Genomic DNA, 13,949 nt, shown 5'->3' on the forward strand with positions numbered 1-13,949 from the left:
CGTCCCTGCGGCGTCGCCTCAGCCGGTGTCCACCCGCATCAGCAGCGCCCGGTGATCGGAGACACCCGTGTCGCGTACGGTGCAGCCGGACCGGGGCAGTCCGGTGAAGAGGTAGTCGAGTTTGTGGCCGGACAGATGCGTCGCGCGGCCCGACCGGTCGGCGCCGGAGTCCTGGTCGCATTCCCGGAAAGCGCCGTAGGCGGCGGACGGCCACACCCAGCCGGACGGATTGCGGACACCGGGCGGATTCAGGTTGAAGTCGCCGCCGAACACGGTGCGCCGTCTCGGCACCGCCGCGACCAGCGTCTTCAACTGGTCGTCGCGGTACTCCCGGCCGGGATGCGCCCGGTCGCTGCCGGGAAGGCTCAGATGGGCGTTGCGCACCCGTACGCCGACCGGCCCGACCGTCGCGCACAGGATGCCCCGCCGCAGTCCCACATCGGGCTGGCGCGAGGGCACGGACCGCACGGAGGACAGCGGGTGGGCCGAGAGAACGGCCAGACCGGCCGTGCCCTGTCCGCGCCCCTCGCAGCGGATCGTGCCGGTGCGTCCGCCGCCGTCCCGCCAGGTGTAGGGCCGGAAGGACAACCGCCAGGACCCGCCGAGTGCCTCGCGCACCGACTCGGCGTGCGTGGCGCAGGCCTCCTGGAGCAGCACGACGTCGGCCCCGGCGTGGACGAGCCGCTGCACCGCCAGCCGCTTGGCCGAGGCACTGCCGGTGTCCGCGCAACCCCACTGCCGGACGCCGCACATGTTCCAGGTCGCCACCGTCAGGGCGCGGTCCGGGGCCGGGGCCGGGGCAGGGGGCCGTGCCGTGTCCGTGGCGGCCCGCACCAGCACCGCGGCGAGGACGGCCGACAGCGCGAGTACCGAGGCCGGCGCGAACGGTCCGCGGCGCCGGCGAAGGCGGGGCGGGAGCGGGGAGGCCACGGGAGACATCCCGACATCATGTCCGATCAGGTGATTCGGAGCCAATCCGACGATCTGCCCCTGAGACTGGAGTTCCGTACATGTCGAAAGCACCCACGAGCGGGCGGAAGCTGTTCAACGGGATCGAGGCGTCGGGTGCGTTCCCGGTCGAGTACCGGTTCTCCCACGCCAAGGGCGGCAACCGGCACCTCGTCGTCGTGTTCGCCAACTTCTCGGCGCCCGAGGACTACGGCTGGTCCAACGGCGTCTTCGACAACGTGCGCGCCAACATCCTGTGGATCCGCGACCGCTTCGACGGGACGAACGCCTACTACCTGTGCCGCAACATGGACTTCGGTCTGGCGGACTCGGTGCAGACCCTCATCTCGAACGTCATGAGGTCGCTGGGGCTCACACCGGACCAGGTCACCCTGTGGGGCGGGTCCAAGGGGGGCAGCGCGGCGCTGTACTTCGGACTGCGGTACGGCTACCGGAACATCGTGGCCATCGTCCCGCAGTTCCTCGTCGGCGACGCACTGGAGAAGCGGCACCCGAAGGTCTCCGCCTACATGCTCGGCGAGGGGGCGCAGGCCCACAACGCACGGGTGCTGGACGCGCTCCTGCCCGACCTGGTGCGGGCACAGGCGAACCGGGGCGCCAACATCTACCTGCTCTCCTCGCCACAGGACGAGCACTACGGCGTGCAGGTGGAGCCGTTCCTCGGCATGTTCCAGGGCTACGAGAACTTCAACTTCATGTACAGCGAATCGCCCACCATCACCGGCCACGCCACGGTGACGAGGCGGAACGTTCCGGCGCTGGTCGGCCTGCTGAACCTGCTGGCCGACGGCTACGCCCCGCGCCTGGGGTTCGTGCGCCACGCCGCCGAGGAGTTCGACCGCGACCAGTCGGGCATCGACACCTACCTCTCCGCCACCTCGAAGGTCCAGGGCGCCGACGCGTTCTCACCGCCGGTGGTGACCTCCCCGGGCTACGACAGCGAGGTCCCCGTCGCCGGCCAGCACTTCGCCGGGCTGGCCCCGGGCGCGGTGCGGGTGAGCATGTGGAGGAACGGCAAGTTCGTGGCGTCGCCGGAGGTCGCGGCCGACGGGACCTGGTTCTGGCAGCCGGCCAAGCCGTGGGCCACGGGGAAGCACCTGGTCAAGATCTTCGCGGTGGACCCGGCGGGTTTCCACTCGAGCCGGGTCGAGGTCCCCTTCACGGTGGTGGACGGCCCTGCCGCCGCCCCGGCCGTACCCGCTGCGCCGGCCGTACCCGCTGCGCCGGTCGTCTCCGTGCCGGGACCGCGGCAGCAGGTGGGGACGTCGGTCGTCTTCCACGGCACCGCCCCGGGCGCGGCGCAGGTGGGCTTCCGGGAGAACGGCGTGCTCCTGGGCGCGGTGGCCGTCGCGCCGGACGGGATCTGGGGCTGGGACCCGGGCTGGTCGTGGCCGGAGGGACCGCATCTGGTCGAGGTCGTCGCGGTGGACGCGAACGGTGCGGAGTCCGCCCCCGCCCCGGCCGGCTTCACGGTCCTGAACGCCTCCGTGCCCGTCGGTCACCTCCCGCCGCGGTACTGAGCACCGACGGCCGCCGATCACAACGACTTCACGACTGGAAAGCCACACATGCGCAAAGCAGCGTCGAAGGTGCGCCAGATCATCACCGGGATAGACACGTCCGGCGCGCACCCCGTCGAGTACCGCTTCACCCACGCGAAGAAGGGGAACCGTCATCTGACGGTCGTCTTCGCCAACCTCGCGGCACCGGACGACTACGGATGGTCCACCGGCACCCTCGATGATCTGCGGTCCAACATCCTGTGGATCCGCGACCGTTTCGACGGCGGACTGACCTACTACCTGTGCCGGGAGATGGACTTCTCCGTCGAGCGGTCCGTGATCGACCTGATCGCCAAGGTGGTGCAGGCCCTCGGCCTGACGCCGAACGACGTGACGCTGTGGGGCAGTTCGAAGGGAGCCAGCGCGGCCCTCTACTACGGGCTGCGGTACGGGTTCCGGAACATCGTCGCGTGCGTCCCCCAGTTCCGCATCGGCACCTTCGTCCGCGAGGTCTACCCCAAGGTCGGCCGGTCCATGCTCGGTGAGGGGCTGCCGGAGGAGAACGCGCGGATCCTGGACGCGATCCTCCCCGACCTGCTGAGAGCGGGGGCGAGCCCCGAGGCCAACATCTACCTCGTGTCGTCGCCGCAGGACGAGCAGTACCGGGACCAGGTCGAGCCCTTCCTCGAACTGCTGCGGCGCTACCCGAACTTCAACTACATCCACAGCGAGTCCCCGTTCATCAAGGAACACAACCAGGTGACCCTGCGGAACGTGCCGCTCCTGATGGGCATCGCCTATCTGCTGGTCGAGGGGATCACCCCGCGGCTCGGTCTGACCGGACACGGCTACGAGCAGCCGGACCGGGACACGTCCGTCATCGACGACTTCCTCGGCTCGACCGCCAAGGTCAAGGAGAGCACGGCCTTCCAGCCTCCGGTGGTGACCGTCCCGGCCGCGGGCGGACAGCTGCCTGCGACGGGCTCGCGCCTCACCGGTACCGCCCCGGGCGCGGTGCGGGTGAGCCTGTGGGAGAAGGGCAAGTTCCTGGCCTCGCCACCGGTGGCCGCCGACGGGACCTGGTCCTGGGAGCCGTCCAGACCGTGGGCCGACGGGGAGCACCGCGTCAAGATCTTCGCGGTGGACCCCGCGGGCTTCCACTCGGCGACGACGGAGGTCCGCTTCACGGCGACGCCGGGCGCCGGGCACGGCACATCGCCGACGGCGGGCGGTCCCGTCCCGGCCGCGTCGGCGGCACGGCCCGTGGTCGCGGGCCTGCGGCCGCCCGTCGTGTCCCTGCCCGCGGCACATCAGCAGGTGCCCGGGACGGCGGTCGGCTTCCGCGGCATCGCCCCCGGCGCGGCGCAGGTCCGCTTCCGCGCGGGCGGCGCGCTGCTGGGGGCGAACGGCGTCCGGCCGGACGGAACCTGGGCCTGGGAACCCGGCGGCCCGTGGCCGCAGGGCCCGCACCTGGTCGAGGTCGTCGCGGTGGACGCCGACGGCGCGGAGTCCGTGCCCGCCCAGGTCCCCTTCGCCGTCGCCCCCGTGGCCGCACCGGCCGACTACTTCACGCCGCGGTACTGACCACCGCCGCGACCGCCGCCGAACACCTCATGAGTGGAAGCCACACATGCCCAAAGCACCGTCGCAAGCACGCGAACTGATCAACGGGATCGACACCTCCGGTGCCTATCCCGTCGAGTACCGCTTCACGCATGCCAAGGGCGGCAACCGCCATCTCGTCGTCGTCTTCGCCAACTTCGGCGTCACCGACGACTACGGCTGGTCGAATGGCGTCCTCAACCCGGTGCGGGCCAACATCCTGTGGATCCGCGACCGGTTCAACGGCATGCGGAGCTACTACCTGTGCGAGGGGATGGACTTCTCCCTGGAGCAGTCCGTGATCGGCGTCATCTCCAAGGTGATGAACGCCCTCGACCTGACCCCGGACCGCGTCACGCTGTGGGGCGGCTCCAAGGGCGGGAGCGCGGCCCTCTACTTCGGCATGCGCTACGGGTTCGGCAACATCGTCTCCATCGTGCCGCAGTTCCTCATCGGCACCTACATCAGCACCGTCCACCCGAAGACCGCCCGATTCATGCTGGGGGAGGGAGCGCCCGAGCAGAACGTCCGGACACTCGACGCGATCATCCCGGACCTGGTGCGCTCGGGCGTCGCCCGGCAGGCCAACATCTACCTGCTCTCCTCGCCGCAGGACGAGCAGTACACGGAGCAGGTCGAGCCGTTCATCGGGCTCTTCCAGGGCTACGACAACTTCAACTTCGTCTACAGCGAGTCGCCCTACATCACCAAGCACTCCGAGGTCACCAGGCGCAACGTCCCCTTCCTGATGGGCCTGGTCAACATGCTCGCCGACGGGCTGCCGCCGCGGCTCGGCATGGTGCGCAACGGATACGAGGAACCCGACCGCGACACCTCGGCCATCACGGCGTACCTCTCCGACACCTCGCGGGACAAGCCCTCCGCCCTGGCCCTGCCGGTGGTCACCCACCCGGTGCCGAACTCCGAACTGCCCACCGACGGTGTGTACTTCACCGGGATCGCCCACGGTGCCGTACGCGTGAGCCTGTGGGAGCACGGCAAGTTCCTGGGCTCGCCCTCGGTGGCCGCGGACGGCACCTGGTCCTGGAAGCTGAGCAAACCCTGGAGCAAGGGCAAGCACCAGGTGAAGGCCGTCGCCTGGGACGGCGCCGGAGGCCACACCAAGGGTGTCCTCGTCCCGTTCACCACCGTGGCCGGCGCCACGGCAGCCGCCGGCACCGCGATCCCGGCCCAGCCGACGGCGCGTTTCGACGCGGCCCCCATGGGCGGGCAGCTGCCGGCGCCGACGGTCCAGTCCCCGGTGGCCTACGAGCAGGTCGCGACGCCGGCCGTGCGCTTCACCGGCCTGGCCCAGGGCGCAGCCCAGGTGGGGTTCAGGGCGGGCGGCACCCTCCTCGGCGGGAGTCCGGTCGCGGTCGACGGACGCTGGGCCTGGGACTCCGGCTGGCCGTGGCAGGAGGGCCGGCACACGGTGGAGGTGTTCGCCGTGGACGCGGTGGGAAACGAGTCCCCCGCCACCCTGGTCCCCTTCGCCGTCGCGCACGTGACGGCGGGCGCGACGCCGTACGGCTACTGACCGGACCCACGGCACGCGAGAGGGCCCCCGCCTCGCAGCGGGGGCCCTCTCTTCGTCGTACGGAGACGACGCGGACGGAGACTACGCGGGCACGCTCGCCACGCCGGTCTCCAGGAACCGCTTCCCGTTCACCCGCTCGGCGACGCCCTCACGGTCCAGGTACGGCGTGATGCCGCCCAGGTGGAAGGGCCAGCCGGCGCCGGTGATCAGGCAGAGGTCGATGTCCTGGGCCTCGGCGACGACGCCCTCGTCGAGCATGAGGCCGATCTCCTGGGCCACCGCGTCCAGGACACGGTCGCGGACCTGCTCCTCGGTCAGGACGGAGTCGCCCTGCTTGAGGAGCGCGGCGACCTCCGGGTCCAGCTCGGGCTTGGCGGGATTTTCGGCGGAGTGGACGTAGAAGCCGCGCTTGCCCGCCTCGACGACCGCCTTGAGGTTCGGGGAGACCGTGAAGCGCTCCGGGAAGGCCCGGTTGAGGGTCTCCGAGACGTGCAGGCCGATCGCCGGGCCGACCAGTTCGAGGAGGACCAGCGGCGACATCGGCAGGCCGAGCGGCTCGACCGCCTTCTCCGCGACCTCGACCGGGGTGCCCTCGTCGATGACGTTCTGGATCTCGCCCATGAAGCGGGTCAGGATGCGGTTGACCACGAACGCCGGGGCGTCCTTGACCAGCACCGCGGTCTTCTTCAGCTTCTTGGCGACACCGAACGCCGTCGCCAGCGAGGCGTCGTCGGTCTGCTCGCCGCGGACGATCTCCAGCAGCGGGAGGATCGCGACCGGGTTGAAGAAGTGGAAGCCGACGACCCGCTCGGGGTGCTTCAGCTTCGACGCCATCTCCGAGACGGAGAGGGACGAGGTGTTGGTGGCGAGGATCGCGTGCGCGGGCGCCACCGCCTCGACCTCGGCGAACACCTTCTGCTTGACGCTCATCTCCTCGAAGACCGCTTCGATGACGAAGTCGGCGTCGGCGAAGCCCTCGGCCTTGTCCAGGACGCCGGAGACCAGGCCCTTCAGCCGGTTCGCCTTGTCCTGGTTGACCCGGCCCTTGCCGAGCAGCTTGTCGATCTCGGCGTGGACGTAGCCCACACCCTTGTCGACGCGCTCCTGGTCGATGTCGGTCAGGACGACCGGCACCTCCAGGCGGCGCAGGAACAGCAGCGCGAGCTGGGAGGCCATCAGACCGGCGCCGACCACGCCCACCTTGGTGACCGGACGGGCCAGCGACTTGTCCGGGGCACCCGCGGGGCGCTTGCCGCGCTTCTGCACCAGGTTGAAGGCGTAGATGCCGGAGCGCAGCTCGCCGCCCATGATCAGGTCGGCGAGCGCCTGGTCCTCGGCGTCGTAGCCCTGCTGGAGGTCGCCGTTCTTGGCGGCGGCGATGATGTCCAGCGCGCGGTAGGCGGCCGGGGCGGCGCCGTGCACCTTGGAGTCGGCGATGAAGCGGCCCTTGGCGACGGCCTGGTCCCAGGCCTCGCCGCGGTCGATCACCGGACGCTCGACGGCGATCTCGCCCTTGAGGACGGACGCCGTCCAGATCAGCGACTGCTCCAGGAAGTCCGCGCCCTCGAAGATCGCGTCCGCGATGCCGAGCTCGTAGACCTGCTTGCCCTTGAGCTGCTTGTTCTGGTTCAGGCTGTTCTCGATGACGACCGAGACGGCCTTCTCGGCGCCGATCAGGTTCGGCAGCAGCGTGCAGCCGCCCCAGCCGGGGACGAGGCCGAGGAAGACTTCGGGGAGCGAGAACGCCGGGAGGGCCGCCGACACCGTGCGGTAGGCGCAGTGCAGGCCGATCTCCACGCCGCCGCCCATGGCCGCGCCGTTGTAGTACGCGAAGGTCGGTACGGCCAGCGTCGACAGCCGCTTGAAGACGTCGTGGCCGCCCTTGCCGATGGCGAGCGCGTCCTCGTGCCGCTTGAGCAGCTCGACGCCCTTGAGGTCGGCGCCGACCGCGAAGATGAACGGCTTGCCGGTGACACCGACGCCGACGATCTCGCCGTCCGCGGCCTCCCTCTCGACCTGGTCGATCGCGGCGTCGATGTTCGCCAGCGACTGCGGACCGAGGGTGGTCGGCTTGGTGTGGTCGTGACCGTTGTCCAGGGTGATCAGGGCGAAGCGCCCGGCGCCCAGGGGAAGGTCGAAGTGGCGTACGTGCGCCTGCGTGACGACCTCGCCGGGGAACAGCTCGGCCGCACCCTTCAAAAGCTCTGCGGTGGTGCTCACTTGTCCCCCTCGAAGTGCGGGTTCTCCCAGACGACCGTCGCGCCCATGCCGAAGCCGACGCACATGGTGGTCAGGCCGTAGCGGACGTGCGGCTGCTCCTCGAACTGGCGGGCCAGCTGCGTCATCAGGCGGACGCCCGACGAGGCGAGCGGGTGGCCGAAGGCGATGGCGCCGCCGTACTGGTTGACGCGCGCGTCGTCGTCGGCGATGCCGTAGTGCTCCAGGAAGGCGAGGACCTGGACGGCGAAGGCCTCGTTGATCTCGAACAGGCCGATGTCGTCGATGGTCAGCCCGGCCTGGGCCAGCGCCTTCTCCGTCGCCGGGATCGGGCCGTAGCCCATGACCTCCGGCTCGACACCCGCGAAGGAGTACGAGACGAGGCGCATCTTGACCGGCAGGTTGTTCTCGCGGGCGAAGTCCTCGCTCGCGATGAGGGACGCGGTGGCGCCGTCGTTCAGACCGGCCGCGTTGCCCGCGGTGACCCGGCCGTGCACGCGGAACGGCGTCTTCAGGCCCGCCAGGCTCTCCATGGTGGTGCCCGGACGCATCGGCTCGTCGGCGGTGACCAGGCCCCAGCCGGTCTCACCGGCCTCTTCGTTGGTGCGGCGCACCGAGACCGGCACCAGGTCGGCCTGGATCTTGCCGTCGGCGTACGCCTTGGCGGCCTTCTCCTGCGAGCGCACCGCGTACTCGTCGGTACGCTGCTTGGTGATCGTCGGGTAGCGGTCGTGCAGGTTCTCGGCAGTCATGCCCATGAAGAGGGCGGACTCGTCGACCAGCTTCTCGCTGACGAACCGCGGGTTCGGGTCCACGCCCTCGCCCATCGGGTGGCGGCCCATGTGCTCGACACCGCCGGCGACGGCGACGTCGTACGCGCCGAAGGCGACGGAGCCGGCCACCGAGGTGACGGCGGTCAGGGCGCCCGCGCACATGCGGTCGATCGAGTAGCCCGGGACCGAGGTGGGCAGGCCCGCCAGGATGCCGGCGGTGCGGCCGATGGTCAGACCCTGGTCGCCGATCTGCGTGGTCGCGGCGACGGCGACCTCGTCGATCTTCTTGGGGTCGAGGCCGGGGTTGCGGCGCAGCAGCTCCCGGATCGCCTTCACGACCAGGTCGTCGGCGCGGGTCTCGTGGTAGATGCCCTTCGGGCCCGCCTTGCCGAACGGGGTGCGGACGCCGTCTACGAAGACGACGTCCCTGACGGTACGAGGCACGATGGCTCTCCTCCAGGGTGCGGGATGGCACTGCTGCGGCACGCAGGTACTGAGCGCGCGCTCAGGCCCATGCTACTTATGAGTAACGTAGCTGCCCAGTCCCCCCGGCCCAAGCGGCGAACGTCACACCGCCGGATCATCCTCCATCCCTGGATCTTGGCCGGAACTCGCCGCCGCCTCCTCTACGACACGCTCTGGGACAGAGCCGTCACCAGCGCGGGCGTCACCTGCTCGACCTGCCAGGGCCGGGCCCCGTGTCCGGCGAGGGCCGCGCCCACGGACTCCGTGCCGACCGTCGCCGGCGGCTCCCAGCAGACCCTGCGCACGGTGTCCGGCGTGATCAGGTTCTCCTGCGGCATGTTCAGCCGCTCGGCCAGTGCCGTCACCGCCGCCCGCGCGGCGGTGAGCCGGGCCGCGGCCGCCGGGTCCTTGTCGGCCCACGCCCGCGGCGGCGGGGGACCGGTCACCGGCTGGCCGGGCTGCGGCAGCTGCGACTCGGACAGGCCCCTGGCCCGGTCGACCGCCACCTGCCACTGCTCGAGCTGCCGCCGGTTGACCCGTCCGAACCCGTTCAGGGCGGCGAGCGCGTGCGCGTTGACCGGGAGGGCGAGCGCCGCCTCGACGATGGCCGCGTCCCCGAGCACCTTGCCGGGGGAGACGTCGCGGCGCTGCGCGATGCGGTCCCGGGTCTGCCACAGCTCCCGCACCACGGCGAGCTGCCGGCGCCGGCGCACCTTGTGCATGCCGGACGTGCGGCGCCACGGGTCCTTGCGGGGCTCGGGCGGCGGGGCCGAGGAGATCGCGTCGAACTCCTGCCGGGCCCACTCCAGCTTGTCTTGCCGGTCCAGCTCCTTCTCCAGCGCGTCGCGCAGGTCGACGAGGAGCTCGACGTCGAGCGCGGCGTAGCGCAGCCACGGCTCGGGCAGCGGGCGGGTGGACCAGTCGACGGCCGAGTGGCCCTTCTCCAGGACGTAGCCCAGCACGTTCTCGACCATCGCGCCGAGGCCGACCCTCGGGAACCCGGCGAGCCGGCCGGCCAGCTCGGTGTCGAAGATGCGGGTGGGCACCATCCCTATTTCGCGCAGGCACGGCAGATCCTGGGTGGCCGCGTGCAGCACCCACTCCACGTCGGAGATCGCCGCGCCCAGCCCGGACAGGTCGGGACAGGCCACCGGGTCGATCAGCGCGGTCCCGGCCCCCTCGCGGCGCAGCTGCACGAGATACGCGCGCTGGCCGTAGCGGTAGCCGGAGGCGCGCTCGGCGTCGACGGCGACGGGGCCGCTGCCGGCGGCGAAGGCGGCGGTCACCTCGGCGAGGGCGGCCGCGTCGGCGATCACCGGCGGAACGCCCTCGCGTGGTTCGAGCAAGGGGGTCGGCGCCTGACTCGCAGAAGATCCGGCGTCGTCCGGAGGAGCGCCTCCGGTGGTTCGCAGTGAACGGTCTGCTGCGGTTTCGTGGGCGTCGGTCACCTGTCAAGGGTATCGGTGGATCGACGGCGCCCGCCGACGGAACGTTCCGTCGGCGGGCGCCGGGGGGTCGTAAACCAGTCAGGTCGGTGAAAGACCGGCCGTGGGGAGGGTGAGGGCGGAGGGGGAAAGCGGTGAAGCGGAGAAGCGGGACGGGGAAGGGGAAGGGGAACGGGAGGAGGGGAGGAGGGGAGGAGGGGGAAGACGGGTGGAGCGGGCGGGAGCGGGAGCGGTCAGTGGATGATGCCGGTGCGCAGGGCCACGGCGACCATTCCGGCGCGGTCGCCCGTGCCGAGCTTGCGGGCGATGCGGGCCAGGTGGCTCTTGACGGTCAGGGCGGACAGGCCCATCGAGACGCCGATCGCCTTGTTCGACTGGCCCTCCGCGACCAGGCGCAGCACCTCCACCTCGCGGCCGGAGAGCTCGCGGTAGCCGCCCGGGTGGCTCGGGGCACCCGGGGGGCGGCGGTGCAGGCGGGCGGCGGCGGCGCCGATGGGGGCGGCGCCCGGCCGGGTGGGGAGCCCGACGTTGGTACGGGTACCGGTGACGACGTAGCCCTTCACGCCGCCGGCGAGGGCGTTGCGTACGGCGCCGATGTCGTCGGCGGCGGACAGGGCGAGGCCGTTGGGCCAGCCCGCGGCGCGGGTCTCCGACAGGAGGGTCAGGCCGGAGCCGTCGGGGAGATGGACGTCGGCGACACAGATGTCGCGGGGGTTGCCGATGCGGGGACGAGCCTCCGCGACGGACGAGGCCTCGATGACGTCGCGCACACCGAGCGCCCACAGATGGCGGGTGACGGTGGAACGAACGCGCGGGTCGGCCACGACCACCATGGCGGTCGGCTTGTTCGGGCGGTAGGCGACCAGGCTTGCAGGCTGCTCGAGGAGAACGGACACCAGGCCTCCTGGGGTGCGGGACGGGGCCGGCTCATGGGGGTGAAGCCGGGACGAACCGTGCTTTCAAGGTCACAGTCGTCTTCGGCACCGAACCCGTCCGCCTTTAGAGAATGATCACGATCTGGTGAGTAACAATCCGAGCAATTCGGACACGCGGTCGATCATTCGAAGATCGAACGGTTTCACACTTTGTCGATACGGGTCCGAAAGTGGCCGTGTCGACAAAGTGACGGAACGTTTCCCGGGCCGGGGAGGACCCGGGTGCGGGAAGCGGAGGCGGGGGCGGGCCTAGCGGGGCTGCGGGCCGCGTCGCTGCGGCAGCGACACGATCGACGCGTCGCCCGGCGCGGCCGGCGGCAGCCCCGCGACCTGGGCCAGCAGATCGCACCACGAGGCCAGGTGCGCCGCGGTGTCCGGGACGCCGCCCAGCCCCTCACGCGGCGTCCAGGACGCCCGGATCTCGATCTGCGAGGCGGGTGGGCGCGCCGAGAGGCCGCCGAAGTAGTGGGAGCCGGCCCGCGTGACCGTGCCACTGGGCTCCCCGTACGCCAGCCCGCGCGCCTGGAGCGCACCGGTGAGCCAGGACCAGCACACGTCCGGCAGCAGCGGATCCGCGGCCATCTCCGGCTCCAGTTCGGCGCGCACCAGCGTCACCAGCCGGAAGGTGCCCCGCCAGGCGTCGTGCCCGGCCGGGTCGTGCAGCAGCACCAGCCGCCCGTCCGCCAGATCGTCGTCCCCGTCGACGACCGCGGCCTCGAGCGCGTACGCGTACGGGGCGAGCCGCTGCGGTGCGCGGGTCGCCTCCACCTCGACCTGCGGCCGCAGCGGCGCCGCCCTGAGCGCCTCGACGGCGGCCGCGAAAGCCGGCGGTGCCGTGTTCCCCGTATGCCGGGCCTTGTCCTCGGTACCCTTCTGTTCGTCCATTCCGCCAGCGCCGTCCGACAGTCGTCCCTGAGCCGCAGCCATGCGGGGAAGATTAAGCGGAACGGCGCCTCGGTGCAGGGAGGGACACCCGCGTGCGGACGCGATGTCCGGATCACGCGGGTCCGTGGGGCGCGCGGGAGCCGCCCCACCCGAGGTCGGGCGCCGTCGCGGCGACATGCGAGACTTGCCGGTGTGAGTGCCAACCAGAGCCCCGCGGGCAAGCAGCCGACCGCCACGTACGACTCCGCGTTCCTCAAGGCGTGCAGGCGTGAGCCGGTGCCGCACACCCCCGTGTGGTTCATGCGGCAGGCCGGGCGCTCACTCCCCGAGTACCTCAAGGTGCGCGAGGGCATCCCGATGCTCGAGTCCTGCATGCGGCCGGAGCTGGTCGCCGAGATCACCCTCCAGCCGGTGCGCCGGCACGGCGTGGACGCGGCGATCTACTTCAGCGACATCGTCGTCCCGCTCAAGGCCATCGGCATCGACCTCGACATCAAGCCGGGCGTCGGCCCGGTCGTCGAGAACCCGATCCGCACCCGCGCCGACCTGGCACGGCTGCGCGACCTCACCCCCGAGGACGTCTCCTACGTCACCGAGGCGTTCGGCCTGCTCACGGCCGAACTCGGCGCCACCCCGCTGATCGGCTTCGCCGGCGCGCCGTTCACCCTCGCCAGCTACCTCGTGGAGGGCGGCCCGTCCCGCAACCACGAGCACACCAAGGCGCTCATGTACGGCGACCCGCGGCTGTGGGCCGACCTCCTGGACCGTCTGGCCGACATCACGGCCGCCTTCCTCAGGGTGCAGATCGAGGCGGGCGCGAGCGCCGTCCAGCTCTTCGACTCCTGGGTCGGCGCGCTGTCTCCCGCGGACTACCGCCGCTCGGTCATGCCCGCCTCGGGCAAGGTCTTCGAGGCCGTCGCCGGGTACGGCGTGCCGCGCATCCACTTCGGCGTGGGCACCGGCGAACTCCTCGGCCTCATGGGCGAGGCCGGCGCGGACGTCGTCGGCGTGGACTGGCGCGTCCCGATGGACGAGGCCGCCCGCCGCGTCGGCCCCGGCAAGGCGCTCCAGGGCAACCTGGACCCGGCCGTCCTCTTCTCCACCACGCAGGCGGTCGAGACCAAGACCCGCGAGATCCTGGACGCCGCGGCGGGCCTGGAGGGCCACGTCTTCAACCTCGGACACGGCGTACTGCCCACCACCGACCCGGACGCGCTGACCCGCCTCGTGGAGTACGTGCACACGCAGACCGCGCGCTGACGGTCTCCGGGGGCGGACCATCGGACCGCCCCCCGCTCGGGCCGGGTGAGCGCACGCCACGGAGGCGGCGTCCGGCGTCCCGTCCGCGGGACCTTGCCGGCCGACGCGATGGTGCCGTGCGGCCGGAGGCCGAGCCCATCCCCCTCACCATCCCCTTCTTGATGCCCATTCCCATCCCCCATCCCATTGGTGGGAGCGCGAGCCGACGCGGCTCGCTGCCGTGCTTGCCGGAGGCCGTCGACCGCGCCCTTCGGGTGCGGCTCCTCGTGTGGGCCGACTGGTGCGCGCCGAGGCCGGCCGGGCGTGCCGAGAGGGGCGTCGCCGAACTCGGAAGTAACAACTGGGCCCGTGGGGACGAG

The 13,949-nt window shown here is 71.6% G+C and carries 10 protein-coding genes; 4 read left to right on the top strand and 6 right to left on the bottom strand.

Annotated elements, in window-relative coordinates:
* Positions 1 to 18 precede the first annotated feature (18 nt).
* On the bottom strand, positions 19 to 939 hold the full coding sequence (locus tag ACZ4V1_RS22225; protein WP_468338740.1) for an endonuclease/exonuclease/phosphatase family protein: 921 nt from the start codon (positions 937 to 939) through the stop codon (positions 19 to 21).
* Positions 940 to 1,010: 71 nt separating this feature from the next.
* Here ACZ4V1_RS22225 and ACZ4V1_RS22230 point away from each other — a divergent pair, with 71 nt between their 5' ends.
* Genes ACZ4V1_RS22230 through ACZ4V1_RS22240 form a run of 3 tightly spaced genes read left to right on the top strand, consistent with a single transcriptional unit; the run spans position 1,011 to position 5,610 of the window.
* Positions 1,011 to 2,489, top strand: coding sequence for a hypothetical protein (locus tag ACZ4V1_RS22230; RefSeq protein ID WP_468338742.1), 1,479 nt, complete (start codon positions 1,011 to 1,013; stop codon positions 2,487 to 2,489).
* 48 nt (positions 2,490 to 2,537) lie between these two features.
* Positions 2,538 to 4,055: a hypothetical protein gene (locus tag ACZ4V1_RS22235; protein ID WP_468338744.1), complete on the top strand. Its 1,518-nt coding sequence runs from the start codon at positions 2,538 to 2,540 to the stop codon at positions 4,053 to 4,055.
* 46 nt (positions 4,056 to 4,101) lie between these two features.
* On the top strand, positions 4,102 to 5,610 hold the full coding sequence (locus ACZ4V1_RS22240; protein WP_468338746.1) for a hypothetical protein: 1,509 nt from the start codon (positions 4,102 to 4,104) through the stop codon (positions 5,608 to 5,610).
* 81 nt (positions 5,611 to 5,691) lie between these two features.
* On the opposite strand, the gene ACZ4V1_RS22245 is transcribed toward ACZ4V1_RS22240, so the two are convergent.
* The 5 genes from ACZ4V1_RS22245 to ACZ4V1_RS22265 form a co-directional block, all read right to left on the bottom strand.
* Positions 5,692 to 7,830 (bottom strand): 3-hydroxyacyl-CoA dehydrogenase NAD-binding domain-containing protein, encoded by a 2,139-nt coding sequence (locus tag ACZ4V1_RS22245; RefSeq protein WP_468338748.1) that lies wholly within the window; start codon positions 7,828 to 7,830, stop codon positions 5,692 to 5,694.
* A complete protein-coding gene (locus tag ACZ4V1_RS22250; RefSeq protein WP_468338750.1) occupies positions 7,827 to 9,044 on the bottom strand; it encodes a thiolase family protein in 1,218 nt (405 codons plus the stop codon). Before ACZ4V1_RS22250 ends, ACZ4V1_RS22245 begins: the two co-directional genes overlap by 4 nt.
* A gap of 182 nt (positions 9,045 to 9,226) precedes the next feature.
* Positions 9,227 to 10,513 (bottom strand): HRDC domain-containing protein, encoded by a 1,287-nt coding sequence (locus ACZ4V1_RS22255; RefSeq protein ID WP_468338752.1) that lies wholly within the window; start codon positions 10,511 to 10,513, stop codon positions 9,227 to 9,229.
* Between the two features lie 230 nt (positions 10,514 to 10,743).
* Positions 10,744 to 11,406 carry a response regulator transcription factor gene (locus tag ACZ4V1_RS22260; RefSeq protein ID WP_003972894.1) on the bottom strand — a complete coding sequence of 221 codons (663 nt, stop codon included), beginning with the start codon at positions 11,404 to 11,406 and terminating at the stop codon, positions 10,744 to 10,746.
* A 288-nt stretch (positions 11,407 to 11,694) separates the two neighbouring features.
* Positions 11,695 to 12,372 (bottom strand): DUF3000 domain-containing protein, encoded by a 678-nt coding sequence (locus ACZ4V1_RS22265; protein WP_468338754.1) that lies wholly within the window; start codon positions 12,370 to 12,372, stop codon positions 11,695 to 11,697.
* A 150-nt stretch (positions 12,373 to 12,522) separates the two neighbouring features.
* Here ACZ4V1_RS22265 and hemE point away from each other — a divergent pair, with 150 nt between their 5' ends.
* Entirely contained in the window at positions 12,523 to 13,590 is a 1,068-nt protein-coding gene (hemE, locus tag ACZ4V1_RS22270) for a uroporphyrinogen decarboxylase (RefSeq protein WP_468338756.1), read from the top strand.
* The last annotated feature ends 359 nt before the right edge of the window (positions 13,591 to 13,949 follow it).

The sequence above is a fragment of the Streptomyces sp. NPDC028991 genome, from assembly GCF_055564775.1.

What these genes read in the sequence shown, in the direction of transcription:
- ACZ4V1_RS22230 (WP_468338742.1), top strand. Translation starts at nt 1,011, where the DNA reads ATGTCGAAAGCACCCACGAGCGGGCGGAAGCTGTTCAACGGGATCGAG.
- ACZ4V1_RS22235 (WP_468338744.1), top strand. Translation starts at nt 2,538, where the DNA reads ATGCGCAAAGCAGCGTCGAAGGTGCGCCAGATCATCACCGGGATAGAC.
- ACZ4V1_RS22240 (WP_468338746.1), top strand. Translation starts at nt 4,102, where the DNA reads ATGCCCAAAGCACCGTCGCAAGCACGCGAACTGATCAACGGGATCGAC.
- ACZ4V1_RS22225 (WP_468338740.1), bottom strand. Translation starts at nt 939, where the DNA reads ATGTCTCCCGTGGCCTCCCCGCTCCCGCCCCGCCTTCGCCGGCGCCGC.
- ACZ4V1_RS22265 (WP_468338754.1), bottom strand. Translation starts at nt 12,372, where the DNA reads ATGGCTGCGGCTCAGGGACGACTGTCGGACGGCGCTGGCGGAATGGAC.